The sequence below is a fragment of the Psychrobacter sp. TB20-MNA-CIBAN-0197 genome, from assembly GCF_040309765.1.
Lineage (GTDB): Bacteria > Pseudomonadota > Gammaproteobacteria > Pseudomonadales > Moraxellaceae > Psychrobacter > Psychrobacter submarinus.
Window position 1 is genome coordinate 1 of sequence record NZ_JBEOPC010000394.1, and the last position, 282, is coordinate 282.

Sequence of the window (282 nt, forward strand, 5' to 3'; positions counted from 1 at the left end):
GGTCAATACATCAATACCGGTATCGGCTGTGATATGCGCAGGCATGCCTTTCATAATGACCGGATCGATGGCCGCTGCTAATGGCACCATTCTTGGATCAATAGATAAGGCCTTTTGATGGGTTTCATCGTCTGACACTACCGCACCAAGCGTTGCCTCTGAGCCCGTACCAGCAGTAGTAGGAATACAATATAGCGGCGTAGAAGGTTTTCTGGCTTTTAGAATTCCAATAAGTTGTCTAGGTTTACAATTATTGCCCTGCGACATTGCAATCATCTTAGC

1 protein-coding gene is annotated in these 282 nt (G+C 46.1%); it reads right to left on the bottom strand.

All coding sequences use genetic code 11. The features are described 5' to 3' along the window. A partial coding sequence (locus tag AAEY83_RS14185) for an iron-containing alcohol dehydrogenase (RefSeq protein ID WP_351059828.1) occupies window positions 1-276 on the bottom strand: 276 nt, incomplete at its 3' end. Between the last annotated feature and the right edge of the window lie 6 nt (window positions 277-282).